The organism is Microbacterium nymphoidis (assembly GCF_021044885.1).
GTDB classification, from domain to species: Bacteria; Actinomycetota; Actinomycetes; order Actinomycetales; family Microbacteriaceae; genus Microbacterium; species Microbacterium nymphoidis.
The window spans coordinates 288,128-313,469 of sequence record NZ_JAJNOD010000001.1 but is presented as its reverse complement, the minus strand read 5'-3'; the positions used below and the strand labels follow the sequence as shown (position 1 = coordinate 313,469).

Annotated in this window: 24 protein-coding genes; 8 read left to right on the top strand and 16 right to left on the bottom strand. The window is 67.7% G+C overall.

The features are described 5' to 3' along the window. Position 1: 1 nt before the first annotated feature. From LQ566_RS01515 to LQ566_RS01505, 3 genes are all read right to left on the bottom strand, one after another. Entirely contained in the window at positions 2-892 is an 891-nt protein-coding gene (locus tag LQ566_RS01515) for a carbohydrate ABC transporter permease (protein WP_231089795.1), read from the bottom strand. Positions 893-1,017: 125 nt separating this feature from the next. Continuing rightward, positions 1,018-1,929: a carbohydrate ABC transporter permease gene (locus LQ566_RS01510; protein ID WP_231089794.1), complete on the bottom strand. Its 912-nt coding sequence runs from the start codon at positions 1,927-1,929 to the stop codon at positions 1,018-1,020. 41 nt (positions 1,930-1,970) lie between these two features. Further along, the gene (locus LQ566_RS01505) at positions 1,971-3,245 is read right to left on the bottom strand and encodes an ABC transporter substrate-binding protein (protein WP_231089793.1); all 1,275 of its coding nucleotides are present in this window, start codon (positions 3,243-3,245) and stop codon (positions 1,971-1,973) included. 201 nt (positions 3,246-3,446) lie between these two features. Here LQ566_RS01505 and LQ566_RS01500 point away from each other — a divergent pair, with 201 nt between their 5' ends. Next, positions 3,447-4,592 carry an ROK family transcriptional regulator gene (locus LQ566_RS01500; RefSeq protein WP_231089792.1) on the top strand — a complete coding sequence of 382 codons (1,146 nt, stop codon included), beginning with the start codon at positions 3,447-3,449 and terminating at the stop codon, positions 4,590-4,592. Positions 4,593-4,778: 186 nt separating this feature from the next. Here the strand turns inward: LQ566_RS01500 and LQ566_RS01495 are convergent, their stop codons facing one another. Next, a complete protein-coding gene (locus LQ566_RS01495; RefSeq protein ID WP_269142770.1) occupies positions 4,779-6,092 on the bottom strand; it encodes an alpha-L-fucosidase in 1,314 nt (437 codons plus the stop codon). A 113-nt stretch (positions 6,093-6,205) separates the two neighbouring features. On the opposite strand from LQ566_RS01495, the gene LQ566_RS01490 reads away from it, so the two are divergent. Next, positions 6,206-6,559 (top strand): hypothetical protein, encoded by a 354-nt coding sequence (locus tag LQ566_RS01490; protein WP_231089791.1) that lies wholly within the window; start codon positions 6,206-6,208, stop codon positions 6,557-6,559. 123 nt (positions 6,560-6,682) lie between these two features. Here LQ566_RS01490 and ilvC read toward each other — a convergent pair whose 3' ends face one another. From ilvC to LQ566_RS01465, 5 genes are all read right to left on the bottom strand, one after another. Then, entirely contained in the window at positions 6,683-7,708 is a 1,026-nt protein-coding gene (gene ilvC, locus LQ566_RS01485) for a ketol-acid reductoisomerase (RefSeq protein ID WP_231089790.1), read from the bottom strand. Between the two features lie 66 nt (positions 7,709-7,774). Further along, complete coding sequence (ilvN, locus tag LQ566_RS01480; RefSeq protein ID WP_231089789.1) at positions 7,775-8,284, bottom strand: acetolactate synthase small subunit; 510 nt, start codon at positions 8,282-8,284, stop codon at positions 7,775-7,777. Positions 8,285-8,390: 106 nt separating this feature from the next. Next, a complete protein-coding gene (locus tag LQ566_RS01475) occupies positions 8,391-10,193 on the bottom strand; it encodes an acetolactate synthase large subunit (protein ID WP_231089788.1) in 1,803 nt (600 codons plus the stop codon). A 592-nt stretch (positions 10,194-10,785) separates the two neighbouring features. Continuing rightward, positions 10,786-11,562 (bottom strand): trehalose-phosphatase, encoded by a 777-nt coding sequence (otsB, locus tag LQ566_RS01470; protein WP_231089787.1) that lies wholly within the window; start codon positions 11,560-11,562, stop codon positions 10,786-10,788. Continuing rightward, positions 11,559-12,977 (bottom strand): alpha,alpha-trehalose-phosphate synthase (UDP-forming), encoded by a 1,419-nt coding sequence (locus tag LQ566_RS01465; RefSeq protein ID WP_231089786.1) that lies wholly within the window; start codon positions 12,975-12,977, stop codon positions 11,559-11,561. Before LQ566_RS01465 ends, otsB begins: the two co-directional genes overlap by 4 nt. Before the next feature lie 197 nt (positions 12,978-13,174). Between LQ566_RS01465 and LQ566_RS01460 the strand changes: the two genes are divergently transcribed. Beyond that, entirely contained in the window at positions 13,175-13,417 is a 243-nt protein-coding gene (locus tag LQ566_RS01460; protein WP_231089785.1) for a hypothetical protein, read from the top strand. A gap of 471 nt (positions 13,418-13,888) precedes the next feature. On the opposite strand, the gene LQ566_RS01455 is transcribed toward LQ566_RS01460, so the two are convergent. The 5 genes from LQ566_RS01455 to LQ566_RS01435 form a co-directional block, all read right to left on the bottom strand. Continuing rightward, positions 13,889-15,535 (bottom strand): HNH endonuclease signature motif containing protein, encoded by a 1,647-nt coding sequence (locus LQ566_RS01455; protein ID WP_231089784.1) that lies wholly within the window; start codon positions 15,533-15,535, stop codon positions 13,889-13,891. Positions 15,536-15,946: 411 nt separating this feature from the next. Continuing rightward, a complete protein-coding gene (locus tag LQ566_RS01450) occupies positions 15,947-16,384 on the bottom strand; it encodes a GNAT family N-acetyltransferase (protein ID WP_231089783.1) in 438 nt (145 codons plus the stop codon). 19 nt (positions 16,385-16,403) lie between these two features. Then, entirely contained in the window at positions 16,404-17,588 is a 1,185-nt protein-coding gene (locus tag LQ566_RS01445) for an acetyl-CoA C-acetyltransferase (protein ID WP_231089782.1), read from the bottom strand. Between the two features lie 10 nt (positions 17,589-17,598). Then, positions 17,599-18,255, bottom strand: a complete 657-nt coding sequence (locus LQ566_RS01440; protein ID WP_231089781.1) for a 3-oxoacid CoA-transferase subunit B — start codon at positions 18,253-18,255, stop codon at positions 17,599-17,601. A 1-nt stretch (position 18,256) separates the two neighbouring features. Next, complete coding sequence (locus LQ566_RS01435; RefSeq protein WP_231089780.1) at positions 18,257-19,027, bottom strand: CoA transferase subunit A; 771 nt, start codon at positions 19,025-19,027, stop codon at positions 18,257-18,259. Between the two features lie 113 nt (positions 19,028-19,140). On the opposite strand from LQ566_RS01435, the gene LQ566_RS01430 reads away from it, so the two are divergent. The 5 genes from LQ566_RS01430 (at position 19,141) to LQ566_RS01410 (ending at position 23,884) form a co-directional block, all read left to right on the top strand. Continuing rightward, the gene (locus LQ566_RS01430; protein ID WP_231089779.1) at positions 19,141-19,950 is read left to right on the top strand and encodes an IclR family transcriptional regulator; all 810 of its coding nucleotides are present in this window, start codon (positions 19,141-19,143) and stop codon (positions 19,948-19,950) included. Positions 19,951-19,988: 38 nt separating this feature from the next. Continuing rightward, positions 19,989-20,423 carry a MarR family winged helix-turn-helix transcriptional regulator gene (locus LQ566_RS01425; protein ID WP_231089778.1) on the top strand — a complete coding sequence of 145 codons (435 nt, stop codon included), beginning with the start codon at positions 19,989-19,991 and terminating at the stop codon, positions 20,421-20,423. Then, complete coding sequence (locus LQ566_RS01420; RefSeq protein ID WP_231089777.1) at positions 20,420-21,658, top strand: MFS transporter; 1,239 nt, start codon at positions 20,420-20,422, stop codon at positions 21,656-21,658. The genes LQ566_RS01425 and LQ566_RS01420 overlap by 4 nt, the downstream gene beginning before the upstream one ends. Positions 21,659-21,765: 107 nt before the next feature. Then, positions 21,766-22,380 (top strand): ABC transporter ATP-binding protein, encoded by a 615-nt coding sequence (locus tag LQ566_RS01415; protein WP_231089776.1) that lies wholly within the window; start codon positions 21,766-21,768, stop codon positions 22,378-22,380. A gap of 40 nt (positions 22,381-22,420) precedes the next feature. After that, complete coding sequence (locus LQ566_RS01410; RefSeq protein ID WP_231089775.1) at positions 22,421-23,884, top strand: hypothetical protein; 1,464 nt, start codon at positions 22,421-22,423, stop codon at positions 23,882-23,884. Between the two features lie 29 nt (positions 23,885-23,913). Here LQ566_RS01410 and LQ566_RS01405 read toward each other — a convergent pair whose 3' ends face one another. Then, complete coding sequence (locus LQ566_RS01405; RefSeq protein ID WP_231089774.1) at positions 23,914-24,477, bottom strand: hypothetical protein; 564 nt, start codon at positions 24,475-24,477, stop codon at positions 23,914-23,916. Then, entirely contained in the window at positions 24,477-25,280 is an 804-nt protein-coding gene (locus LQ566_RS01400; RefSeq protein WP_372459786.1) for an inositol monophosphatase family protein, read from the bottom strand. Before LQ566_RS01400 ends, LQ566_RS01405 begins: the two co-directional genes overlap by 1 nt. Positions 25,281-25,342: the final 62 nt, after the last annotated feature.

Here is a 25,342-nt window from a genome sequence, read left to right as displayed (position 1 = left end):
ATCAACGACCACCCATGCCGGCCATGGCGATCCCCTTGACGAGGTGCTTCTGCAGGACGATCACGAGCACGGTCGTCGGGATCATCGAGATGATCGCCGCGGCCATCTGGAGGTCCCATCGGGTGCCGTTCTGGCCGGCGAAGCTCGCCAGACCGATCGGCAGGGTTCCGAGCGCGGACGTGTCGCTGACGACGATGAGCGGCCACAGGTAGCTGTTCCAGAAGGACAGGAACGTGAAGACCGCGAGCACAGCGACAGCCGACTTCGACAGCGGAAGGATGATGCTGAAGAAGGAGCGCAGCGGGTTGGCGCCGTCGACGCGCGCCGCCTCCTCGAGCTCGAAGGGAATGCCGCGGAAGAACTGTCGCATCAGGAACGTGCCGAACGCTCCGAACGCGAACGGCAGCACCAGCGCCTGCATCGTGTTGACCCAGCCGAAGTTCTGCATGAGCTGGAACATCGGGATGACCAGGACCTCAGCCGGCACCATCAGGGTGGCGAGGAACAGGATGAAGACGGCGTCGCGCCCCTTCCACCGCAGGCGTCCGAATGCGTATCCGGCCGCGGTGGACACGATGATCACCACGAGGGTGCCGAGGATCGCCACGATGAACGAGTTCACGATGTAGCGGACGAACGGGCCGTACTGGAAAACGTCAACGAAGTTGGACCACTTCACCTGCGAGCCGATCAGCGTCGGCGGCATCGAGAAGATCTCGACGTTCGGCTTGAGGGCGGAGAAGAACGCATAGATGAGCGGGGCGACGAAGATCAATGCCGCGACGTAGATCAGCACGTGGGCAAGGACGAGCCGCACCTTGGCCGCGGGTGTCGTCTCGACGCCGCGCTTGCGCTGACGCGGGGCAGGAGCAATCAAAGTTTCCGTGCTCACAGTGCACCCGCTTCTTCCACGCGGACGGACCGCGAACCAGGAACCAGTGACCGAGTTTCCGTGCTCACAGTGCACCCGCTTCTTCCACGCGGACGGACCGCGAACCAGGAACCAGTGACCGAGTTTCAGTGCTCATAGTGCACCCACTTCTTCTGCGCGGTGAACTGCAGACCCGTGATGACGATGATGATCGCGAACAAGATCCATGCCCCGGCCGCCGCGAGGCCGAGATCGCCGAAGGTGAACCCCTGCTCCCAGATGTACATGACGAGGGGCTTGGTGGCGTTGCCGGGTCCGCCGCCGGTGAGCAGCTGGGGCTGGGCGAACACCTGGAGGGAGGTGATCATGGTCATGATCGCCGCAAAGAACACCGAGGGCGAGATCATCGGAAGGATCACGCTCCACACCCGGCGGAAGCCCTGCGCGCCGTCGATCGCCGCGGCTTCGAGAACGCTGTCGGGCAGCTGTTCGAGTGCGGCGGAGAAGATCAGCATGTTGTAGCCCAGCCCCTGCCAGACGCTCATGGCGACGACCATGATCATCGCCCAGAACGGGTCGGCGAGGAAGTTGGGGAGGGTGATACCGAAGAACGACTGCGAGACGCCGTTGAACAGGCCCTGCGGCTGCAGCATCATCTTCCACACCAGCACGTTGGCCACCATCGGGGTGACCACCGGGATGAAGAACAGGACACGCAGTGCGCCACGGCCGCGGATGCGCGGGCCGAGCCCGAGCGCCAGTGCCAGCGAGAGCGCGATGCTCAGCGGGACGTAGAGGATCGTGTACACCGCGGAGTTACGAAGTGCCGGCCAGAAATCCGGGCTCTTGCTCGGGTCGAACAGCTTCGCGTAGTTGGCGAAGCCGTTGAAGGTGCGATCGCCGAACACGGGCCAGTCGAAGACGCTCATCACGATCGAGAGTCCCACCGGGACAATCGTGAACAGGGCGAGCCCCACCAGGGCTGGGCTTGCGAAGCCCAGCGCCCAGCGGGACTCGACCCGCGCGAGCGACCCTCGACGATTCTTCGTCTTGGTCATCTTGCTTTCTCTCGGTTCACTGCGGAGACGTATCGGATACGTCAGTTGCCGAACTGCGACTGCGCGTTCTTCAGCAGGTCAGCCATGGTCATCTGGCCGCTGTAGACGGACACCAGGTTGGGCTGGATGTAGTTGTCGAGCTTGTCCCAGTTCTTCGTCATGTACAGCGGCGTGGTGCTGGCGAAGGCTGCCTCGAAGACCGACTTGACCTGGTCGCGGTACTTCTCATCGATCGACTCGAAATACAGCGGCTGCGAAGCCGTGCGCGCCGGGTAGGAGCGGCCGGAGGATGCGATGTAGTCCTGCGCGTCCTTGCCCAGCAGCGAACCCATGACCTTCAGTGCGGCCTCGGGGTTGTCGCAGGTCTTGGCGATGCCGTAGCCGGAGCCGAGGATCGGACCGACGCTGCCCTTGGCGCCGGCGGGGAGGGGCGCCATGCCCGCGGCGAAGCCCGACTCGTTCGTGAGGTAGCTCACGGCGTTCCAGGTGCCGTCGACAGCCATCGCGGCGTTTCCGCTGGAGTACTGGTCCTCGCCCCACCCGGTGTCGGATGCGGAGGCCACGGGGGCGGCGACCTTCTTGTCCGTCACGAGGCCGGCGTACCACTCGGCGGCCTTGACGAAGTCCGCGTTGTCGATCTCGAGCTTGCCCTCGGCGTTCGCCGGCTGGGTGCCGGACATCGAGATGGGAAGGGACACCCACTGGTATCCGCCCATGCCCATGCCGAAGCCGAACTTGCCGTCCTTGGTGGCCGCCGCCGCGGTCTTATCGAAGTCGTCGAAGGTCCAGCCGATCTCCGGCGTGGGAGCACCCGTCGCCGTCAGCATGTCCTGGTTGTAGTAGACGAGCATCGTGGCGACGTCGAACGGGAGGCCGTAGAGCTTGCCCTCGAACCCGAGGATGCCATCGGCGCCGACGTTGAAGTCTGCAAGGTCCAGTCCGGCGGTCTTGAGGTCCTCGTCGCTCAGCTCGCGGAAGCCGGCGGTGTACCCACCGAGCTGGGCACCGCTCATGCCCGAAACGCACGCCATGTTCCCGGAGGCCATGTTCGTGGTGAGCTTGGTGAAGTAGTCGCCCCACGGAGCGGTCTGCAGCTTGATGTTGATGTCGGGGTTCGCCTCCTGGGCGAACTTCACCTGCTCCTGAAGAGCCTTGGTGTCGGACTCGCTGCCGGACCACATGTCGACGACGATGGTGGGCTTGTCGCCCGAACCGCCCGAGCCTGCGTTCGAACCGTCGGAGCCGCCGGAGCACCCGGTCAGCACAACAGCGATGCCGGCGGCTGCCGCCACCGCGCCCACGCGCAACTTCTTCATTGAATGCCTCCTCGGCGATCGGGACACTTAGTTCGGTCATCGAACCAAGCTGGTGCAGTTGTGTGTAAAGTCACCATGTCAGAGTTCGATGGTCGACACAAGTCGAACATCGGACCTTTACCGAAGCTTGATAAAACGTCATGCTGCACCTGCTGGACTTCTGGGCCGGTAGCGTGGCAGAACGCCCGACAGAAAGATCCCATGTCTTCCGTGATTCCCGCATCGGCCGATGATGCATCGCTGCGTGACGCCCTCCGCCTCATCGCACACGGCGAGGCGACCTCGCGCTCGCAAATCGCCGAGCGACTCGGACTCGCTCCCTCCACCGCCGGGCTGCGCGTGCAGATGCTCATCGACGCCGGACTGGTACGCGAGGGAGCCGACGGTGCATCCCGCGGTGGCCGCCGGCCTCGCACCCTGCACCTCGACGACGAAGCGGGCGTGATCCTCACGGTGGACCTCGGCGGTGGCCACGCGCGCATCGGGCGTCACGCGCTGAGCGGTGCACTCCAGGAGGTCACGACCATCCCCGTGAACCTCGCCGACGGTCCCCGTGCGACGATGGCCGTGGTCGAGTCGGGGTTCGACCGCATCGCCGGGGACTCCGGCATCCGGGCCATCGGCGTGAGTCTTCCGGGCCCCGTCGACATCGAGACCGGCACGGTGGTCCAGCCCTCGCGTATGCCCGGGTGGCCCGGCTTTCGCGTGGACGAGCATCTCCGCGCGCGCTATGGCGCCCCGGTGGCGGTCGACAACGACGCGAACCTCGCCGCCCTCGGTGAACACCGGGTGCACTTCGGTGCTACGCGGCACAGCATCACCGTCAAGGCGGGCACCGCCATCGGCTCCGGCATCATCGTGGACGGCGCCGTCCACCGCGGCGCGACCGGCGCGGCCGGCGACATCACGCACACGCGCATCGATGGCAGCGGCGACTTGCCCTGCTCATGTGGCAACACCGGATGCCTGGAGACGGTGGCCAGCGGCGCCAGCCTGCTCCGCCAGGCACGCGATGCGGGACTCGACGTCAGCACGCCGGCCGATGTGATCGCACTCGCCCTGGACGCCGAGCCGGTTGCCACCACGCTGGTACGCACTGCGGGCACGCACCTCGGCCAGGCGCTCGCCGGCGTGGTGAACTTCTTCAACCCACACGCGGTGTTCCTCACGGGCAGCCTGACCGTGGCGGAGCCGTTCCTGGCCGCGGTCCGCAGTCGTGTCTACGAGGTCTGCCACCCCCTGGCGACCAAGTCCCTGCGGATCGAGGCAGCCCAGACCGGCGCCGACGCGATCCTGTTCGGCGCCGCAGACCTGGCGCTGGATCTCATCGAGATCCCGCTGGGATAAGGACGGACTTCCAATCCCGCACCCACGGCAGCGCCGGACACCTGCTGAAGAACCCCGCCGACGCACCCCAGCACACTCACCAGGACGAACCCACCGAACGGCCAGTCCCGCACCCACGGCAGCGCCGGGCTCCCACCGGCTAAACCCCGCCGGCGAGACCCGGCACGATCACCGGATGCCCGCTGGTCAGATCCCGTCGGCGAGACGCAACTCGATCACCGGGACGAGCACATCGGGCCGCCGCACGGGAAGATGGACCGTGAGCGTGCCCTCGGCCTCACCGGCCGGCGTCATCAGCCCCGCGACCTGGTCGGGATCGGTCTGCGAGGTCTTCAGCCACGAGCCGTCGTTCAGCAGCCGGGCGTAGGTGACCTTCCCCGCCAGCTCCGGCAGGTGCACGAAGCCCAGCGGCCAGGAGAACAGGTGCAGGTAGAGCCGATCGCCGCGGCGCGTGTACACGCCCTCGCGCGGCGGCGTGAAGTCCGCGTGGCCCGCCCCGACGATCGCGTCGCGGTGCAGCGACATCCACTCCCCGATCGCCGACAGCGTGGCCACGTCGCGCGGCGGGATGGCCCCGCGCCCGTCGGGCCCCGTGTTGAGCAGCATGTTGCCATCCATCGACACCGAGTCGGCGAGCATCTGGACGAGGAGCGTGGCCGACTTCTGGTCGGTGTTGTCGCGGTGGTACCCCCACGAGCCGTTCAGCGTCTGGCACGCCTCCCACACCTGCGCGCTCCCGTCAGCGGCGACGATGGGCGCCGTCGGCTGATACTGCTCCGGAGTGACGAAGTCCGCCGGGATGCCCAGTCGGTCGTTGACCAGCATCGCCGGCTGGAGCTCGCGGCACATCGCCAGCAGCTTCTCCGCGTCCCAGTCCTCCGGCCCCTTGCCCGCCCAGCCCTGCTGGCTCTCGGGATAAGTGAAGTCGAAGAAGAGGTAGTCGATGTCGCCGTATCCGGTGAGGAGTTCCCGCACCTGGCCGTGCAGAAACTCCCGGTACCGTGCCATGTCTCGGCCCTCGTTCAGCGCGTGTGCGTTCTCATCATCGCGGCGCGGGTGATTCCAGTCCACGGTGAAGTCGGGGTGATGCCAGTCGATGACCGAGTGGTACAGGCCCACCCGCAGACCCTCCGCCCGCAAGGCGTCCACGTACTCCCGCACGAGATCGCGCCCGCAGGCCACCATGCTCGTGAAGTCGGTCAGCCGTGAGTCCCACAGCGCAAAACCGTCATGGTGCTTGGTGGTGAGCACGACATAGCCCATCCCCGTCGCCTTGGCACGGCGGGCGATCTCGCGCGCGTCGAATCGATCGGGATCGAAGTTCTCGAAGTACTGGCGGTAGTCCTCGTCGGTGAGACGTTCGTAGTTTTGCACCCACTCGTGCCGGGCCGCCCCGCTATAGAGCCCGAAGTGCACGAACATTCCGAATCGCGCCTCATCAAACCACTGCTGCCGCATCGTCGCCTCCAGATCAGATTCATCCCATCCTGCCACAGACATCGGATGTATGACCACCGTATAGCTCAGTCCGGGCCGCAAATGCGCGAATTGATCCGAGGTGTGGTGCTTGGAACCCCCTCGCGCCGGGGACACACGCCTGCAACACTGGAGACATGTCTCTGGAACTCATCATCCGCTGGGAGGACGGCGAGACCTCCGCCCTGGAACACGGCGAGCTCCTCATCGATCGCCTGGACGAGATCGACGCGGTCGCCGACGAGCACGATGTGCGCTGGCTGAGCTCATTCGCCGACGATCGCGACATCCCCGAGGACTTCGGCGGCGATCCTGAACAGCTGGCCGAGCTGCTCGGCCCCAATCCGATCTGGCACACCCCCGCGGAGGCGGCCGCCAGCATTCATCGGCTCGCGGAGCTCACGGATGGCTCGGTGGCGGACGGCCTGCGCGAGCTTTCGACCCTGTTGCGCCGCGACAGCCGCGCCTTCCAGCTCGACGTCCTGCTCTGATCGGTTTCATCGCGCGCAGAACGCTCCAATTCACGCGGTTTTCGAGCACTGTGCGCGCGATGAAACCGAGTGGCGGATACGCCGAAGGCGGAGCCGGAAACCGGCCCCGCCTTCGAGAGAGGATCAGCGCGCGGCGTCACCCTCGGTGTAGTCGTCGTCCGTCTTGGTCCAGGCGAACAGAGCGCGAAGCTCCTTGCCGGTGGCCTCGATGGGGTGCTCCTGCTCCTTGGCGCGAAGCGCGAGGAACTCCGGTGCGCCGGCGTCCTGGTCGTCGATGAAGCGCTTGGCGAAGGCACCGGTCTGGATGTCCGTGAGGATGTCCTTCATGTGTGCCTTGACGTTGGCGTCGACGACGCGCGGGCCCGAGACGTAGTCGCCGAACTCGGCGGTGTCGGAGATCGACCAGCGCTGCTTGGCGATGCCGCCCTCCCACATCAGGTCGACGATGAGCTTCAGCTCGTGCAGCACCTCGAAGTACGCGATCTGCGGCTGGTAGCCCGCCTCGGTCAGCGTCTCGAAGCCGGCCTGCACCAGGTGGCTCATACCACCGCAGAGCACCGCCTGCTCGCCGAAGAGGTCCGTCTCGGTCTCCTCGGTGAAGGTGGTCTTGATGACACCGGCACGGGTGCCGCCGATGGCCTTGGCGTAGGAGAGCGCGGTTGCCCAGGCGTTGCCGGAGGCGTCGTTCTCGACGGCGATGATGTCCGGGATACCGCGGCCGGCGACGAACTCACGGCGCACGGTGTGGCCCGGAGCCTTCGGAGCGATGAGGATGACGTCGACATCCTGCGGAGCGTCGATGTAGCCGAAGCGCACGTTGAAGCCGTGAGCGAAGGCCAGCGTCTTGCCTGCCGAGAGGTTCGGCTGGATCGAGTCGGCGTAGATGCCGCGCTGGTGCTGGTCCGGCGCGAGGATCATGATGAGGTCGGCCCACGCGGTCGCGTCGGCGACGTTCTTGACCTCGAAGCCCTCGTCTTGTGCCTTCTGGGTCGACTTCGAGCCGTCCTTGAGGGCGATGACGACCTCGACACCCGAGTCACGCAGGTTCTGCGCGTGGGCGTGGCCCTGCGAGCCGTAGCCGACGATCGCGACCTTCTTGCCCTGGATGATCGACAGGTCTGCGTCTGCGTCGTAGAAGATCTCAGTCACTTCTTGCATTCTCCTTGTTCGTGATTCACGTTCTGATGGAAGTTCTGTGGCACGCCCGGCGGCAGGTCAGCCGCGCAGCACGCGCTCGGTGATGCTCTTGCCGCCGCGGCCGATGGCGAGCAGGCCCGACTGGGCGAGCTCCTTGATGCCGAACGGCTCGATCGCGCGGAGGAAGGCGTCCACCTTGCCCGAGTCGCCGGTCACCTCGACGACCACGGCGTCGGGGGCATAGTCCACCACCTGGGCCCGGAAGAGGTTGACCACCTCGAGCACGTTCGAGCGGGTGCTGTTGTCGGCGCGCACCTTCACGAGCATGTGCTCGCGCTGCACGGATGCCGACTGTTCCAGCTCGACGATCTTGATGACGTTGACCAGCTTGTTCAGCTGCTTGGTCACCTGCTCGAGAGGCTGGCTCTCGACATCGACCACCACGGTGATGCGGGACAGCCCCGGCACCTCGGTCACGCCCACGGCGAGGGACTGGATGTTGAACCCGCGACGGGCGAATAGTCCCGCGACACGGGTCAGCAGACCGGGCTTGTCCTCGACCAGGAGGCTCAGCACATGGCTCGACATGATCAGATCTCCTCGTCGAAAGCGGGCGCGTTCTCGCGCGTGTATTCGAAAGCAGGCGCGTTCCCGCCCGCGTACTGGGTGACGTTCAGCGCGTGATTCGACATGATCAGATCTCCTCGTCGAAGGCAGGCGCGTTTTCGCGTGCGTACTGGATGAAGCTGTTGGATACACCCTGCGGGACCATCGGCCACACCATGGCGTCCTTGGAGACGACGAAGTCGATCACCACGGGACGGTCGTTGGTCTCCAGCGCGAGCTTGATCGCGGCGTCGACCTCCTCCTCCTTCTCCACGCGGATCGCGAGAGCACCGTACGCCTCGCCCAGCTTGACGAAGTCGGGCACACGGATGCTCGCATGTCCCGTGTTCAGCTCGGTGTTGGAGTAGCGGCCCTCGTAGAACAGCGTCTGCCACTGCTTGACCATGCCCAGTGAGGAGTTGTTGATCACCGCGACCTTGATCGGGATCTCGTTGATCATGCAGGTGGCGAGCTCCTGATTGGTCATCTGGAAGCATCCGTCACCGTCGATGGCCCACACGACGCGGTCGGGCTCGGCGACCTTCGCGCCCATGGCGGCCGGAACGGAGTAGCCCATGGTGCCGGCACCGCCCGAGTTCAGCCATGAGTTCGGTCGCTCGTACTTGATGAACTGCGCGGCCCACATCTGGTGCTGACCGACACCTGCCGTGTACACCGCTTCAGGCCCGGAGAGCTCACCGATGCGCTGGATCACGTACTGCGGCGACAGCAGACCGTCGCTCGTGGGAGCGAAGCCCAGCGGGAACTCGGCGCGGAGGCCATCGAGGTAGCTCCACCATTCCTCGGTGTCGGGCTTCGTCCCGCCTGCCTGACCGCGGAAGGCCGCGTCCAGGTCGATGAGCACGTCGCGCACGTCTCCCACGATCGGCACGTCCGCCGCTCGGATCTTCCCGATCTCGGCCGGGTCGATGTCGACGTGCACGATCTGCGCGTGCGGGGCGAACAGCTCGGCCTTACCGGTGACGCGATCGTCGAAACGGGCGCCCAGGGCGACGATGAGGTCGGATTCCTGGAGCGCGAGCACCGCGGGAACCGTTCCATGCATACCCGGCATGCCGAGGTGCTGCGGGTGCGAGTCGGGGAATGCCCCACGAGCCATCAGCGTGGTGACGACCGGGGCGCCGGTCGACTCCGCGAGGGTGCGAAGCTCTTCGGACGCGTGCGCACGGATCACACCGCCGCCCACGTACAGCACGGGCTTGCGTGCCTCGGTCAGCAGCTGCGCCGCCGCCTGGATCTGCTTGCCGTGTGCCTTGGTCACCGGGCGGTAGCCGGGAAGGTCCACCTTGGGCGGCCAGATGAACGGTGCCTCGGTCTGCTGCGCGTCCTTGGTGATGTCCACGAGTACGGGGCCGGGACGACCGGTGGACGCGATCTCGTAGGCCGCCGAGATGGCGCCCGGGATGTCCTCGGCACGCGTCACCAGGAAGGAGTGCTTGGTGATCGGCATCGTGATTCCCACGATGTCCGCTTCCTGGAACGCGTCGGTTCCCATCAGCGTGGAGAACACCTGACCGGTGATGGCAAGCATCGGCACGGAGTCCATGTAGGCATCTGCGATGGCGGTGACGAGGTTGGTGGCGCCGGGGCCGGAGGTCGCGATCGTCACACCGGTCTTGCCGGATGCGGAGGCGTAGCCCTCAGCCGCGTGTCCGCCACCCTGCTCGTGACGCACGAGGATGTGGCGGATCTTCGTGGTGTCCATCAGCGGGTCGTAGACGGGGAGGATGGCGCCACCCGGAAGACCGAAGACGTCCGTGACGCCGAGAAGCTCGAGAGTGCGGACGACAGCTTCAGCTCCCGTGAGCACGGGCGCTGTGGCGGTGCGAGCTGGCGGCCGGGGAACGGCCGAGGCGGAGGCGTCGGACATGGTGCATTCCTTGTGTGTCGTGTGCGGATGAGAAGAGTGTGAGGCCGTCAGCAGCGGCGGCTGAGCGGAGTCAGCGGCGGGCCGGAGGACGTGGCCTGTACGCGTCGGGTGGAGCGCGGATATTTCGGCGTCCGGTGAGACTCACCGGAGCCCAGCTCGTCTCCCCCGACGAGTGAATCCGGGGAGGGAGCCGCGATATCGACCCGATTCAGATCACCATCGCGCACGAACAGGGGAAAGAGAGTCGCCTGATCGAGTGCTCTGCGCTCGTCCCCGGGTCCGGTTGTGCCGACATCGGGGTGAGCGTGCATCAAGCGTAATACATGATTCGCCTGCTGCCCGACACCGCGCCCCCACGGCACGCATCGAGCGGACGCACGGGGTGCGTCCGAGGGCGATGCGGCGGGCATACGGAGAGTCTACGGCCCGGCACCCGCCGCGCAGCGCCACCTGTGACACGAGCGCGCGTGAACGAAGGCTGAAGTGCATCCGGCATGACGCCCCGGGCAGTCAGGCTCAGCCGCGCCGAGGTCCCCCGTCGCCCACACGGACCCCGACATCGCCTCGACCCAGCAAAACCCGGAAGCCGGTGTCACACCTCCCGATGCGCGCGGATCGACGCGATCACATTGAGGACCACAGCCAGCTCCGTCGGGTCCGACACACTCAGCCGCGCCGAGGTCTCCCCGTCGCCCACACGGATTCCGAGATCGTCTGGTCCCAGCGAACGCAGGGCGTCCTCGTCGGTGACGTCGTCGCCCGCGAACAGCACTGCGGTTGCTCCGGTGAGCTCCCGCAGGTGGGCGACGGCGTCATCCTTACCCTCGTCGCGCCAGGCGTATTCGATCACGTCGTGTCCGTCGCGACGACGCCAGCCCGCATCCGCCATCAGCGCGTCGATGCGCCGGCCGGCCTCGTGCGCGACGGCGGGCGCGGCGAGTCTGGTGTGCAGCGCAAAGCCCGCGCTCTTGTCCTCGATGCGCACACCCGCCAGGTCGGCGATCGCATCAATGGCTCGTTCACGCAGCTGTGCCGCATCCGCGGGCTCTTCGAGAGGCTCCTGCTCCCCCTCCGCGAGCGCCGCCGGAAGGAGGTACTCCGCGCCGTGGGAGCCGGCGAGGAGGATCGGCGAGACCGGCGGACGCTCGGTGATGATCTGAAGGTCCCGCAGCGAGCGTCCCGACACGAACGCCACGTACGTATCGTCCATCCGGCTCAAGGCGTCCAGAACGGCCGTCGCCTCCGGGATAGCCCGCACCGACATCGGGTCGTCGGCGAGCTCGGACACCGTCCCGTCGAAATCGAGGGCCACCAGGAGGGTCTCCGTGGTGGCGATCGAGCGGACTTCCTCGATGATCCGGGGCGTCATGCCGGCGCCCCCGCTCGGACCTTCTCCATGGCGGAGAGGAATGCCGCGGACCACGCCTGCACATCGTGCTTGATGACCTTGCGTCGCATCGAGCGCATGCGACGCCGTTGCTCGTCCGCAGGCATGTTCACCGCCGCCATGATGGCGTCCTTCAACCCGTCAATGTCGTGCGGGTTGACCAGCAGAGCGCTGGAGAGCTCGTCGGCTGCTCCCGCGAACTCGCTCAATACGAGAACCCCCCGGTCGTCGTCGCGCACCGCCACGTACTCCTTTGCGACGAGGTTCATGCCGTCGCGCAGGGCGGTCACCAGCAGAACGTCAGCGGCGAGGTAGAGCGCGGCCATCTCCTCCTTCGGATAGGAGTGGTGGAGGTAGCGGATGGCGGTGTGATCGAGCGTGTCGTAGGTGCCGTTGATACGTCCGACCGTCAGCTCGATCTCGTCACGCAGTTCGGCATACGCGTCCACGCCCTCGCGCGACGGACTCGCGACCGTGATGAGGGTCGCGTCGGCGACGCTCAGCCGCTCATCGCCCAGGAGCTCGCCGAAGGCCTTCAGCCGGTGCCGGATGCCCTTCGTGTAGTCCAGGCGGTCAACGCCCAGCAGGATGCAGCGGGGATTTCCCACGCTCTCGCGGATCTCCTGTGCTCGCGCGACCACGGACGGGCGGTGGGCGAGCTCGGCGTAGCTGGCCGTGTCGATCGAGATCGGGAACGCCTTGGCGAGCACCGTCCGCGTGCCGCCGTTCTCCGTCGGCACCGTGATGTGGGACGCCCGGGACTCGACGTGCAGCAGACGGTGCGCGGTGGTCTGGAAGTTGCGGGCATCGCTGTGCCGCTGGAATCCGATGACATCGGCGCCGAGCAACCCGCGCAGCACCGGGACCCGCCAGGGCAGCTGCATGTAGATGCCGCTCGCCGGGAACGGGATGTGGTGGAAGTACCCGATTGTCACATCGGGACGCAGCTCCCGTACCATCTGCGGAACCAGCTGCAGCTGGTAGTCGTGCACCCACACGGTGCCGCCGGGTGCCACGGCGTCCGCCGCGCGGGTTGCGAAGCGGCGATTCACGCGCACGTAGGCGTCCCACCACACGCGACGGTAGCGCGGCGAGGCGATGACGTCGTGGTAGAGCGGCCAGAAGGTGTCGTTCGACATGCCCTCGTAGTAGTCGGCCACCTCGTCCTCGCTCAGCGAGACGGGAAGCAGTCGGATGCCATCGGCGTCGAAGGGCTCAAGGTCGAGATCGGCGCGACCCGGCCAGCCGACCCATGCGCCGTTGACGGTCTTCATCACCGGTTCCAGAGCCGCGACGAGCCCTCCGGGCGAGGTTCGCCAATGCGTGGATCCGTCAGGTTCGACGATGCGATCGACGGGCAGACGGTTGGCGACGACGACGAGCTCCGGCTTGGGCACGCGGTCCTCCTGACTGTTGGTCTCGGATGCGTGGGCTCACCCAGGCTAGTGCGCGAGACGGAAGGTTTGGTGGATGTGCGGGCGGGTAGCGCAGCGGTGTGGCGTGTGCTATGCATACACATCGTCACATACGAATTCGGGGCCGCACGCAGCACGAACCCAGCCCGTTCTCCCCGTCAAGCCGATAGGTTTGTGCCATGCGCAAGTATCTGTTCGGCACGGGGATCATCGGAGCGATCACCAGCGGCTACTCGCTGCTGCGCGGCACACGCGAGGAGCAGTTCACGTGGCGCACCGTTGTCGCCTGGCTGTCCTGGGGCCTGACTCTGGCCCTGGCCATCGGAACCATCGTCGAGGTCCGGCGCGAGTCGCGTGGCGACATCGTCGCCCACCCGGAGCCCTCCAAGGAGGAGCGCCGCCAGCTCAAGCGCTTCCGCTGAGCTTGGTCCCGGGACCAGCTATCTCCCGCACGCCCTCTCCTGCGCGCTCTCTCGTGCACGCCCTCTCCTGGAGACTCTCTCCTGCAGGCCCTCTCGTGCACGTCCTCCTCCGCAGGCCCTCTCCTGCACGCTCTCTCCCGCACGCTCTCTCCCGCAGGCCCTCTCCCGCAGGCCCTCTCCCGCACGCTCTCTCCCGCACGCCCTCCCCCGCTCGCCCTCTCCTCCACGCCCTGACGCACGCCCTCTCGCCGCACGCCGGCGTCTGCGATGCGCCGGGCCGGCGTCTCCGTGCCAGGGACCGCGCAACCCGTCTGTGATTACCGGGCTTGCGTCGCCGCGCCGGGGAGCCCCCGCATCCGCCTGGAGAGTTGGGAGCGCTGATCCCGTGCAGGTCAGCAGACCACGCCGACGAGCACAAGCTCGCGACACTCAAGGCCGGAGCCGGGCGGAACGAGACCGGCTCTGGGCCGACTACCACGGCGGCTCGGGATCCCCGTGATCGTGCAGAAGTCGATAGCGATCGCCCGTGTTGGAGTCCGCGGATCGCTCGTCGGTTGCAGGGCCGGTGGGCACAAAGCCGACGTTCCTTGGCGTGAGCATCTCCAGATGAGATCGGCCCAGTGCACTCACGAACTCGAGGTCTCCACCCGCGAGCGGCGTGATGCTCCAGCCAGCGCTGGTCTTCAACGTGTGGTGGCGACGACAGAGCGGAGCGAGGTTCGCGACGTCCGTCTTTCCGCCGCTCGCCCACTCGTGGTTGTGGTCGAGATCCGTACGCCTCACGGGGACCCGGCATCCGGGGTGTCTGCAGTGCTGATGACTGTGGGTGAGGAATCGCTTCATCTCCGCCGTCGGGCGATAGCGATCAGTGGCGAGGACAGCGCCGTGGATTGGATCGGTGAGCAGTCGGTCCCAGCCGACGGCTCCGCCGGCGAGCTGGCGAGCCGTGTCCGCGTCGATCGGCACCACGCCGTCAAGCTCTGCGCCGGTGTGCGTGATTCCCATGAGAGTGAGTGCGGGGACCATCACCGCCACGGTCGCACGTATCGCTCCGACAGCCGTGTCCACACTGGTCGGTGCACTGGTCAGGAGCAGATCCGCGAGGAGGTCCGCGCGCATCTGGTCGACGGTGCGCGTGTCCTTGTACGGCGATTGCTCAGGATCCGCTGCTGCGCCCTCGCCAGCCACGACATTCGCCGTCGTCCGGGAGGCTTGTGCACGTTCGACATCGCCCGCTGCGCCGTTCGCACCGTGAACAGTGCGGGTGCCGTTCGCCCTGGTTGCGCCGTCCCTGACGCTGACAGCCCTCGCACTATCCGAACAGTTCGCGCCATTCGCACAGCGTCGAGGGTCCTGGGCGGCCGGCCGAAACCCTCGAGGGCGATCGCCGCGCTGGCCGCGAAGAGCGTGCGCCATCTGGTCCAGCCGGTCCTTCACCCCGTGCGCAAGGACCGACGGAAGGTACGCGTGAAGCGTGGACATGCCGTCCACGTCATCCGTGATCCACACGGCTCGCGACGTGTTCGCGATGCGGTGGCGTTCCGTGATGCCGATTTGCTGCACCTCCTCCGCAACGCTGGCCAGCATCGCCCGCAATCGGTTGGGCGACTCGACACGGGCGAGCGTCAACGCCCGCTCGATGAACGCCTCCCGCGCCGGGCCCGCGGTGATCGGCGCACCCGCGTTGACGACCACGTGCGCGTGAGCCATCAGGATCTCTCCCGTGGACACCGCTGCGTGCACCGCGGGGAACTCCCGCACCAGTCGATACGCGTCGGACATCCGGCGTTGAACGGTGCGATCGCTGATGTGAATCACCGCTCCGACCTCTGCCGCAAGTGAGCGCAGACCGAGGTCACTGTGTGAAGACTCCCCCGAGGCCCCCGACAGCGCTACGAGATCCGCGAGCAGGGCCGCTTCCATGGCCTCGGTGGCGGCACGGGAACGCGTCACCGCGGCCACCGCATCGATGTATGAGTTCAACACCTCCGGCGTCGCCATTGCCGGGCCGAGCACCCGCCCCGCAGAACCGCGCGAAGGCGGAAGCTCCGTCCGGTTCGAGGAGCGCGAAGCAAAGCCGTTTGCCCGGGCCTCGCCGTTCATTGGTGCTAATGTCATGGCCCAATTCTGACACTGCCTGTCGTTCTTATGTTCGACACCTGCGGCTCTGTGGATAGATCTTCTGCGCCCAGCATGCGGCGCTGTGTCGTTTCACCGCACCCGCACGTGGCGGTGTCGTTTCACCGCACCCGCACGTGGCGGTGTCGTTTCACCGCACCCCGCACGTGGCGGTGTCGTTTCACCGCCCCACGGAGGCCGGGATCATCCCCACCCCGCGCACCGCTGCACAGCGCACCCCGCATGCCCCACGCAGTGCACGGCACGTTCCAGACGAATCACCCCGCACCGCACACGGCACGCCGCGCACGCCACGCACACCCCGGTACAGCGCACATCTGCTCCCCAGAAGAGCAGCGTCTCACCGCCGATCAGCCCCCACCACCGCTGTCCCGCGGTGTGGAACGAGGCTCAGAGTGATATCGCGTACTGCACGAATCCGGTGTCTCGTGCCACCCGGTCGTACAGCGACCGCGCGGTGGAGTTCCCCGCGGCGGTGAGCCAGTAGACCTTGTGGCAGGCGTTCGAGCGCGCCCACGTCGTCACATGCTCGATCAGCGCTGTCCCCACTCCGTCCCCGCGCGCCGCGGGAGAGACGAACAGGTCTTCCAGGTAGCAGTACGGACGCATCGACCAGGTAGCGGGATGCGTGAGCCAGTGGACGAGGCCGACGGCCGTGTCCCCCTCCCACGCGAGGGCACCGTTGATCTGGCGCCCGTCCACCACGCGCGCGAAGGTCGAGGCGGTCGTGGCCTCGTCGATCTCCGTCTCGTAGAACGAGAGGTACCCCGCCCACAGCTCACGCCACACCGGCTCATCGAGGAGGGACACCGCGCGGATCTGCACCATGCCCTCAGCTTAGGCAGCCTCAGCGCGTGAGGATGAGCGCCTCACCCTGTCCCCCGCCTCCGCACAGGCCCACGGCGCCGGTCCCCGACCCGCGCCGTGCGAGTTCATGAGCGAGATGCACGACGAGGCGAGCCCCGCTGGCACCGATCGGGTGACCGATCGCGATCCCGCCGCCGTGGATGTTGACACGGTCCTCGTCGACGCCGAGGGCGCGCTGTGACGCGGCGACCACAGCTCCGAACGCCTCGTTGATCTCGAACAGGTCGACATCCTCCGCGGTGATCCCCTGCTTGGACATCGCCTTCGCAATGGCATCGGCCGGCTGGCGCTGCAGCGAGTTGTCGGGTCCCGCCGTCTGGCCGCTCGCGCCGACCACCGCCAGGATCGGCCATCCCTGCGCCGCCGCGTGCTCGCGTGAGGTGAGAACGAGAGCCGCCGCTCCGTCCGAGATCGGCGAGGAGTTGCCCGCCGTGATCTGACCATCGGCGCTGAAGGCCGGGCGAAGTCCCCGCAGTGTCTCCATCGTGGTCGCCGGGCGGACGCCCTCATCGGTGGTCACCAGGACCGGGTCGCCCTTGCGCTGCGGTACTTCGACCGTGACGAGTTCGTCGGCGAGAACACCGGATTCCGCTGCGGCGGCCGCGCGCTGGTGCGACAGCATCGCGACGCGATCCTGTGCGTCCCGATCGACGCCGAAGCGCGGGTTGTGGCGCTCGGTGGACAGCCCCATGCTCTCCCGGTCATAGGCGTCGGTGAGACCGTCGAACGCCATGTGATCGAGCACCTCGACGCTGCCGTACTGCCACCCGTCGCGCGAGCCCATCAGCAGGTGCGGCGCGCGAGTCATCGACTCCATGCCACCGGCCACCACCACTGTCGCGTCACCCGAGCGGATCATCCGCGCGGCATCGATCACGGCGGTGAGGCCGGACAGGCACACCTTGTTCACGGAGGACGAGTGGACGTTCCACCCGAGACCCGCACCGACGGCCGCCTGACGCGCGGCGTTCTGGCCGGAACCGGCGGGAAGCACCTGCCCCATGACCACCGCGTCGACGGCCTCGGCCGCGATCCCGCCCTTCTCCAGTGCGCCACGGATCGCGAGCGCTCCCAGCTGCGGGGCGGTGAAGGACGCGAGCTGACCCTTGAGGCGGCCCTGCGGCGTGCGTGCGGCGGCGACGATGACGACATCGGTGGGGTTCATGATTCCATCCTCACGGATTCTCAACGGACAGGGATTCAGGGACGATGAGCGCAGGCTGGGTGGTCGAGACGACCTGGTCGACGGACACCCCGGGCGCGAGCTCCACGAGCACGAGACCGTCCTCGATGACATCGATCACGGCGAGATCGGTGATGATGCGATCCACGACCCCGCGCCCCGTCAACGGCAGTGTGCAGGAATCCACGATCTTGGGCGTGCCGTCCTTGGCGACGTGCTCCATCAGCACGATCACCCGCGCGGCGCCGTGCACGAGATCCATGGCACCTCCCGGACCCTTGACCATCTTGCCCGGGATCATCCAGTTCGCCAGATCCCCGGCGGCCGACACCTGCATCGCTCCGAGGATGGCTGCATCGATCTTGCCGCCGCGGATCATCCCGAAGCTCAGGGCGGAATCGAAGAAGCTGGCTCCAGCGAGGACCGTGACCGTCTCCTTGCCGGCGTTGATCAGGTCAGGGTCCACCGCCTCTGCACTCGGGTACGGGCCGACGCCGAGGATGCCGTTCTCCGACTGCAGGACGACGGTGACATCGCTGGGCACGTAGTTCGGAACCAGGGTGGGCAGCCCGATGCCCAGGTTCACGTAGGAGCCGTCCGTCAGCTCCTGTGCGGCGCGCGCCGCCATCTCCTCACGGGTGAGAGCCATGTCAGTTCCCCTCACGAACGGTGCGTCGCTCGATGCGCTTCTCGATGTCCGATCCCACCTCGAGCACGCGATGGACGTAGATGCCCGGGAGGTGCACCGCGTCGGGATCGATCTCCCCCGGCTCGACCAGCCTCTCAACCTGCGCGATGCAGACACGACCGGCCATGGCCGCGAGCGGATTGAAATTGCGTGCCGACTCATGGAACACGAGGTTGCCGTGGCGGTCGCCGATCAGCGCGTGGACCAGGGCGAAGTCCGTGGTGATCGCCTCCTCCAGCACGTACTCCCGCTCTATGCCGTCGGGCGCGAAGACCCGCACCTCTTTCTGAGGCGATGCGACCGCGATGCTCCCGTCCGGGTTGTATCGCCGCGGCAACCCGCCCTCCGACACCTGCGTTCCCACTCCGGTCTGCGTGAAAAACGCCGCGATCCCCGCACCGCCCGCGCGGAGCTTCTCCGCGAGCGTGCCCTGCGGGGTCAGCTCCAGCTCCAGCTCGCCGGCGAGGAACTGACGCTCGAACTCCTTGTTCTCACCGACGTAGGAGGAGGTCATCTTACGAATTCGGCGTGCATTCAGCAGCACCCCCAGACCCCAGTCGTCAACGCCGCAGTTGTTGGAGACGACGCTCAGCTGGGATGTCCCCTGCTGCAGCAGCGCCTGAATCAGGGCGATCGGGTTGCCGGAGAGTCCGAACCCGCCGACCGCGATGCTCGCGCCGTCCCTGATGTCCGCCACCGCCCCCGCGGCCGATGCCACCTGCTTGTCGATCACCGAGCCTCCTCGCTCCCGCCGCGTTCGCGCGCCTCTCCAGGGTGCTCCGCAGATGATCCCGACGAAAGGGACCAGACTGTCATGTGGTCGATGTGGACGTTAATGTCCACATTATGAGCACACAGCGAGAGACGCGACGGGTGAGCACGGCCGTCCCGGGAACGCAGGCCGTCGCCCGCGCGGCCCACCTCCTTCGCCTGGTCACGGCTGCCGGTGAGACCGGTGCGGGAGTCCAAGAGCTGGCGCACGCCGCCGACCTGACTCGCTCCACCGCCCATCGCCTGCTGTCCGCGCTTCAGGCCGAGGGCCTCGTGGATCGGCACGAACAGAGCGGGGCATGGCTGGCCGGCCCCGAGCTCTACCTCATGGGCACGGTCGCTGCGACGCGATACTCGGTGCCGGCCCTGGCGCGCGACGTCGTGCGATCGCTCGCAACGCGCACCGAGGAGAGCGCGTTCCTCTCCGTGCGACGCGGAGACGAGAGCGTCTGCCTCGTGCGCGAGGACGGCGCCTTCCCGATCCGCAGCTTCGTGCTGAGTGAAGGGGTACGCTTCCCTCTCGGTGTGGCATCGGCCGGACTCGCCATCCTCGCCTTCCTCCCCGCTGACGAGTGCGAGGCCTATCTCGCTTCCGCGGGCGATCTGCGCGTGCGGTACGGACCCGCGCACGGCACGCCGCAGCTGCGCTCACGCATCGCGGAGACTCGCGACCGCGGATACGCCCTGAACCCGGGCCTGATCGTGGAGGGCAGTTACGGGATCGGTGCCGCCGTGTTCGATTCTGACGGCAGGCCGGCCTGGGCGCTGAGCCTCACGGGTGTTCAGTTCCGGTTCGGCCCCGACCGCCTGCCGATGCTCGGGCGTGCGCTGCTGTCACACGCCCACCAGCTCACCGGCATTCTCGCGACTCGTTCTCATCCGTAACACATACCTAAGGTATATACCTCTGGTATGCTTTCCGGATGAAGAACACGCAGGACATCGTCCGCATCGTCACAGCGGCCACTGCTCTCGGGCGCATCGCCGCCGTGACGACGAAGAACGAGACCCCTGCAGCGCAGTGGCGCACGCTCGCCATCCTGATCAGCGAAGGCCCGCAGCGCATCGGCGAACTGGCCCGCCTCAGCCGCGTGACGCAGCCGGGTATGACCCGGCTGGTCGCCGCGATGACCGAGGCGGGTCTACTGGCCCGCGAAGAGGATCCGTCCGATTCCCGCGCGCACCTCATCTCCGTCACCACCGACGGGCGCCATGCGCTCGACGCTTGGCAGACGCAACTCGGTGAGGCGCTCAGCCCGTTCTTCGCCGATCTCCCCGACGAGGACTGGGAGACGCTTCGCCGCGCCTCCGAGATCCTCGCCTCCCGCATCGCATCATCACAGGAGTCCCATCGATGAGTACTGCCCATCAGCAGTCCCTCCTCAAACAGCCCATGACCGTCTGGGCCGTCGCATTCGCCTCGGTCGTCGCGTTCATGGGAATCGGCCTGGTCGACCCGATCCTGAACTCGATCGCCACCGACCTGCACGCCACCCCGGTGCAGACCGAGTTGCTCTTCACCAGTTACCTCGCCGTCACCGGCGTGGTCATGTTCTTCAGCTCCTGGGTGTCCAGCCGCATCGGGGCCAAGAAGACCCTGCTGATCGGCCTGGCCGTGATCGTGGTGTTCGCCCTGGCGTGCTCGCTGAGCGGGACCGTGGATCTCGTCATCGGCTTCCGCGCGGGATGGGGTCTCGGCAACGCGCTGTTCATCTCGACAGCACTCGCCACGATCGTGGGTGCTGCCGCGGGCGGCAGCGAAGCGGCCATCATCCTGTACGAGGCCGCGCTGGGCGTCGGCATCGCGATCGGTCCGCTGCTCGGCGGGCTGCTCGGGCACCTCTACGGATGGCGCGGTCCGTTCGCCGGAGTGGCGATCCTGATGGCGGTGGCCTTCATCGCGATCATCACCATGTTGCGAGGTGAGGTCGAGAAGCCCCAGCCGGTGAGCATCAGCGCACCGTTCCGCGCTCTCGCCCAGCCCGCGCTGGGCCTGCTCGCCGTCGCCGCACTGTTCTACAACATGGGCTTCTTCATCCTGCTGGCGTTCTCACCCCTGGTGCTGAGCGCACTGGGGATTGAGACGATGCAGATGGGATATGTGTTCTTCGGTTGGGGCCTGGCGCTCGCCATCACCAGCGTGTGGCTCGCCCCGCGCCTGCTTGAGCGATTCCGGCGCACCACGGTACTGATCGCGACCTTCCTGCTGCTGGCGATCGATCTGGCGGCGGGAGCCTTCACGATCCACAATTCCGTGGGTCTCATCGTGGTGATCGTTGTGGGCGGCCTGCTGCTGGGCGTCGTCAACACGACGCTCACAGAGGCCGTCATGGAGGCGACCGACCTGCCCCGCGCCGTCGCATCGTCGTCGTACTCCGGTGTGCGCTTCCTGGGCGGCGCCGTCGCTCCCCCGCTGGCCGCCGCTCTCGCCGGGCTCGCCGGAGACTGGCTCCCCTACGTGTTCGCCGGGGTCGTGGTGATCATCGCCGCGCTGGTGCTGGTGTTCGGGCGCTCTCGGCTCGCTCGCGTCGACATGCGCGGTGCCGACGCGGTCGAAGAGGTGGAGGCGGTCGCGATCGGCGACGCCAGCTGAGATCCCGATGCCCCTGGCCTGCGCAGGCCAGGGGCATCGGCGTTCCAGAACCACGCCGCACCGCGCCGACGGCTGCCCTCGCCCCCGTCCGATGACAGCATGGGAACATGATCACCGCGGAGCAGGCCACCGTGATCCTGGACGGGATCACTCTCCTTCCCCCCACAGACCTCGACGTTGCGAGGGGCACGGTCTGCGTGCTCCGGGGACGCAACGGCTCCGGCAAGACCACGCTGCTCTCTCTGGTGGCCGGCCGCCGTCGACCCACCGACGGAACGGTACACGTCGCTCAGGATCACCCGGACGATCGATCACGACGGTTCCGTACGCGCGTCGCGGCGCTTCTGGACCCGCCGCCCACCGCACGTGATCTCACGATCCGGGAACAGCTGGCACTCATCGCGCTCACCTGGGGCGTCGCCGAGGCCGACGCCGCCGCCGACCGGGAGATCGCTCGCTGGGGAATCGAGGAACTCGCCGCACGGTTCCCGCACGAGCTCTCCAGCGGCCAGCGCCGGCTGTTCCACCTCGCGGCGACCTGGATCCGGCCCGCCGAGCTCGTCATCCTCGACGAGCCCGAACAGCGCTTGGACGACGAGAGACGGCACCGCCTCATCGCCAACATCGACGAGCGCCGACGGGCGGGCACGACGTTCCTGATCGCCAGCCATGATGACGACGTCGAGCGGGCTGCTGACCGGGTCGTGCGGATCGCAGCATGAACCGGAGACGAGACGTGCGGTGTGCGGACGGATCGGCGCGATGAGCACCCCGAGCCTGCGAGCGGTCCTGCGCCGGGCGCGCACCCGGGAGAGGAGCTTCGGCGACCACCTCTACGCCGGGTACCTCGGTGTCCTGGTTCTGCTGGTCGTGGCCGCGCCCCTCATCCGCGCAGTGTGGATGCTCCTCGTCGACCCGGTTGTCGTGCCGATGCTCGCCGCGGCCCCGGTGAGCGCGCTGCCTGCTCTCTGTCTGCTGGCAGGGGGGATCGCGCTGGTGCTCGGCGCCGCAGCGGGCCCCGCCGCACGAACACCGCTGCTCACCGCGATCCTCGCGGATTCCCCGCTCTCCCGTGTCCGTGCGTTCGGCGGCCCGATGCTGCGTGCCTGTGCCATCGGAGGAGCCGTGCTGGGTGGGGTGTTGGCTGCCTGGGCCTGGCCGCTCGTCACCGTGGGCACACTTGCGTCGGCCACAGCCATCGAGTGGTCGGTCTTCGGGTTCGGCCTCGGCATGGTGGCAGGCACCCTCACGCTCGTGGGTCAGCGCTTCCCGCACCCGGCGCCGCTGGTGGGTGCGGCGCTGATCGCGCTCTCACTCGCCGTGGGCGTGCTGCCGACGCCCCCGCTCGCTTCGCTGAGTGACGATGTCCGGGCCGTCTCGGTGCTCATGGCCGTAATCGCCGCCGTCGTGTCCGTCGGGGCCATTCCCCTGCTGCTGAACTCCCTGCGTTCGTCGGCCCTCGTGAGCACGGCGCAGCGTCGGGAGAGCGCCATCGACGGCGCCGTGCTGCTGGATACCGCCGCCGTCGCCGATGCGACGCGCAGCGTGCCCCACACCGGCAGAGGGCGCCGTGCCGTAGGCCCTGTCTCCGGCCGCGGAGCACTGCCGCTGGTGTTCCTCCGACGCGACGCGGTGGGCTGGACCCGCACGCCGGGCCGGCTGGTGGTCGCCATCGTCGGGCTCCTGGGCGCCGGAGTTCTCGGGGTGTTCGCGCTTTCGGCCCCGGGCACGGCCTGGCTCGCGGTTCCGGGAGCGGTGATCGTCTATGCCGCAGCAGGTCCGTTCACCGATGGGGTCCGGCTGGCCGCGGAGGCTTCCGACGCCCCGGCGCTCTACGGTGTGTCACCCCTCACCCTCCTGGGACTGCACCTGGTCGCCCCCGCGGCGGTCTGGCTGACCGCCATCATCGGCGCGACGGTCCTCGTCGTCCTCGGCGTGGTGCCGGCTGCAGCCGTCGTGTGCGTCGTGCTGATCGGCACGGCCGCGCTCGCCGCGCGGGTGGCCGATGCCCGCAAACCGCCGCTTCCCGTCGCGATGCTCGCGCCCATCGTCACCCCGTTCGGCGATATGGCCGCCGCCAACCGCGTCATCTGGACGCTCGGCCCCGTACTGGCGACCGCCGCCGTCGGGCTGACGGCAACGGTCCCGGCGCTCAGCGCCGCCATCCTGGCCGGACTGCTGCTGCATGCAGCTTCACGCTGGCGTAGTGCGCGGCTGCACGGCTGAGACCGACCGCACGGAGACGACCCCGCAGATCAGCGCGGCCAGACCACCAGGATCAGGGACTCGCGCGTGTCGGCGAGGCGGACCCAGCCATCGCCGAAGAGATAGCTCATGCCGTATCCGTCGGCGTCCTTGATGAGAGCGCCCTCCCGCGGCTCGGTGACCACGACACCAGCGGGATCCTCTTCTGTGGTCCACCCCTGCGCCGCGAGGTCGGCCTGGGCCTGCGCGGCCAGCTCCGGCGTCAGGGTGCCGTATCCGAACACCTGCGCGATGTCGTTGCCCTCCCCCGCGTGGTTGCCCCAGGTGCACGACATCCCGTCGGGGATCAGCGTGGAGCCGATGTAGAGCGGATTGCTGACGGCGGTCCAGCCTTGTGCGGTGTAACCGGAGACGAGACCTGCGGAGATCATCGACTCGCAGGTGAGCTCGACCGGCTCCGTCGCCGTCTCGCTGCTCTCCGGGTCCGGCGTGCTGGGTTCCCCCGTCGCGGGTGGCGCCACCGGAGTATCACCCTCGGGCGCCGCGGGCGAGCAGCCGGCGAGCACCCCGATCGCGAGCAGCAGCGCACCGCCGCGCAGGAGCCGCTCCCTCATCAATCCGCGCTTCCGAGGAACCTGGAGAACGCCTCGTGCAGCACGCCATTGGTGGCGAGCACCGAACGCGACGAGATCGAATCGACGCCGTCGATGTCGGTCACACGGCCGCCCGCCTCGCGAACGATCGGGACGATGGCTGCGATGTCGTACTCCTTGACGTCGAACTCGGCGACGAATTCGAGTCGTCCTTCGGCGAGCAGCATGTAGGGCCACACGTCGCCGTACCCGCGATCGCGCCAGACGGCGCGGGTCAGACGCAGCAGATCGTCGGCGCGACCGACTTCGTCCCACTGCGCGATGCTCTGGAAGCTGATGCTGGCGCGGGCGATGTCGTCGACGTCAGATACGTGGATCCGGCGATCTCCCTCCGCCGTCGCGGTCCAGGCGCCCTGTCCGGTGGCGGCCCACCAGCGTCGTCCGAGGGCCGGCTGGCTCACCACGCCGACCTGCGGCACGCCGTCCACCGCAAGCGCGATGAGCACGCCCCACATCGGAATGCCCTTGAGGTAGTTGTGGGTGCCGTCGATCGGATCGATGATCCACTGGCGCGATGAGGTGCCGCTGGTGCCGAACTCCTCGCCCAGCACACCGTCACGGGGACGCTCCGTGTCCAGGATCTCCCGGATGGCTCGCTCCGTGGCGATGTCGGCGTCGGTGACGAACGTGGCGTCGGGTTTGGCCTGCACGTCCAGATCGGCCGAATCGAATCGCGACATGGCGACACGATCCGCGGCATCCGCGAGCCGCAGAGCCAGGAGGAGATCCGCGGCGTAGAGGTCGGACGCGGGTGGGGAGGGGATCGCAGACGCTGTCACGATTCTCACCCTACCCGGCGGTACCACGCGGAAACCCGCCGATCGCC

Excerpts from the sequence above, each read along its gene's own strand:
- LQ566_RS01425 (WP_231089778.1), top strand. The coding sequence starts at position 19,989 with ATGAAGAACACGCAGGACATCGTCCGCATCGTCACAGCGGCCACTGCT.
- LQ566_RS01510 (WP_231089794.1), bottom strand. The coding sequence starts at position 1,929 with ATGACCAAGACGAAGAATCGTCGAGGGTCGCTCGCGCGGGTCGAGTCC.
- LQ566_RS01430 (WP_231089779.1), top strand. The coding sequence starts at position 19,141 with ATGAGCACACAGCGAGAGACGCGACGGGTGAGCACGGCCGTCCCGGGA.
- otsB (WP_231089787.1), bottom strand. The coding sequence starts at position 11,562 with ATGACGCCCCGGATCATCGAGGAAGTCCGCTCGATCGCCACCACGGAG.
- ilvN (WP_231089789.1), bottom strand. The coding sequence starts at position 8,284 with ATGTCGAGCCATGTGCTGAGCCTCCTGGTCGAGGACAAGCCCGGTCTG.
- LQ566_RS01420 (WP_231089777.1), top strand. The coding sequence starts at position 20,420 with ATGAGTACTGCCCATCAGCAGTCCCTCCTCAAACAGCCCATGACCGTC.
- LQ566_RS01445 (WP_231089782.1), bottom strand. The coding sequence starts at position 17,588 with ATGAACCCCACCGATGTCGTCATCGTCGCCGCCGCACGCACGCCGCAG.
- LQ566_RS01505 (WP_231089793.1), bottom strand. The coding sequence starts at position 3,245 with ATGAAGAAGTTGCGCGTGGGCGCGGTGGCGGCAGCCGCCGGCATCGCT.
- LQ566_RS01495 (WP_269142770.1), bottom strand. The coding sequence starts at position 6,092 with ATGTCTGTGGCAGGATGGGATGAATCTGATCTGGAGGCGACGATGCGG.
- LQ566_RS01405 (WP_231089774.1), bottom strand. The coding sequence starts at position 24,477 with ATGAGGGAGCGGCTCCTGCGCGGCGGTGCGCTGCTGCTCGCGATCGGG.
- LQ566_RS01440 (WP_231089781.1), bottom strand. The coding sequence starts at position 18,255 with ATGGCTCTCACCCGTGAGGAGATGGCGGCGCGCGCCGCACAGGAGCTG.
- LQ566_RS01450 (WP_231089783.1), bottom strand. The coding sequence starts at position 16,384 with ATGGTGCAGATCCGCGCGGTGTCCCTCCTCGATGAGCCGGTGTGGCGT.
- LQ566_RS01455 (WP_231089784.1), bottom strand. The coding sequence starts at position 15,535 with ATGACATTAGCACCAATGAACGGCGAGGCCCGGGCAAACGGCTTTGCT.
- LQ566_RS01475 (WP_231089788.1), bottom strand. The coding sequence starts at position 10,193 with ATGTCCGACGCCTCCGCCTCGGCCGTTCCCCGGCCGCCAGCTCGCACC.
- LQ566_RS01415 (WP_231089776.1), top strand. The coding sequence starts at position 21,766 with ATGATCACCGCGGAGCAGGCCACCGTGATCCTGGACGGGATCACTCTC.
- LQ566_RS01490 (WP_231089791.1), top strand. The coding sequence starts at position 6,206 with ATGTCTCTGGAACTCATCATCCGCTGGGAGGACGGCGAGACCTCCGCC.
- LQ566_RS01410 (WP_231089775.1), top strand. The coding sequence starts at position 22,421 with ATGAGCACCCCGAGCCTGCGAGCGGTCCTGCGCCGGGCGCGCACCCGG.
- LQ566_RS01500 (WP_231089792.1), top strand. The coding sequence starts at position 3,447 with ATGTCTTCCGTGATTCCCGCATCGGCCGATGATGCATCGCTGCGTGAC.
- LQ566_RS01460 (WP_231089785.1), top strand. The coding sequence starts at position 13,175 with ATGCGCAAGTATCTGTTCGGCACGGGGATCATCGGAGCGATCACCAGC.